Source organism: Neisseria sp. P0021.S007, assembly GCF_051956855.1.
Genome location: NZ_JBQCXA010000859.1, coordinates 1 through 578 on the forward strand (window position 1 = coordinate 1; position 578 = coordinate 578).

Annotated in this window: 1 protein-coding gene; it reads right to left on the reverse strand. The window is 47.2% G+C overall.

All coding sequences use genetic code 11. The annotated features are described in order from the left end of the window. A partial coding sequence (locus ACTHUR_RS16365; RefSeq protein ID WP_440399732.1) for an efflux RND transporter periplasmic adaptor subunit occupies nucleotides 1-462 on the reverse strand: 462 nt, incomplete at its 3' end. Nucleotides 463-578 lie beyond the last annotated feature (116 nt).

The following is a 578-nucleotide window of genomic DNA, read 5'->3' on the forward strand; positions in this document are numbered from 1 at the left end:
ATATTCTTGTTGGCTGATGGCATCGGCGGCAACCAGCGGTTTATAGCGGGCTAAGTCGGCATTCGCTTTAGCCAAAGTAGCTTGCGCACTTGCCAACTGGGCGCGTGCGCTTTCTAAATTTGCTTCATAAGTTGAGCTGTCGATTTGGTACAAAGGCTGACCGGCTTGAACATAGCTGCCCTCTTGGAACAGGCGTTTTTGCAAAATACCGCCGACTTGGGCACGAACTTCGGCAGTACGCAATGATTCCAGACGGCCCGGCAACTCGGTTGTCAATGCAACGGTTTCCGGATGCACAGTAACCACACGGACTTCAGGTGCAGGTTGTTTTTGCTGTTGCTGACTGCCTTGCGCCTGTTGGCCGGCTGCTTTTTCATCGCCTTTGCCGCAAGCGGAAAGTGCCAACGCAGTAGCTGCTGCAATTGCCGCGACACGCATCATTTTAGAAGCATAAAGAGCCATAATTTTCCTATCTCTATGATAAATAAGGGTTTGACTAATTAAAAATTGATTACTTTAATCTCATATTTCGCAAACAGAAATTGCCTGCTTTTATGAAAAACAGTCTGATTATATAG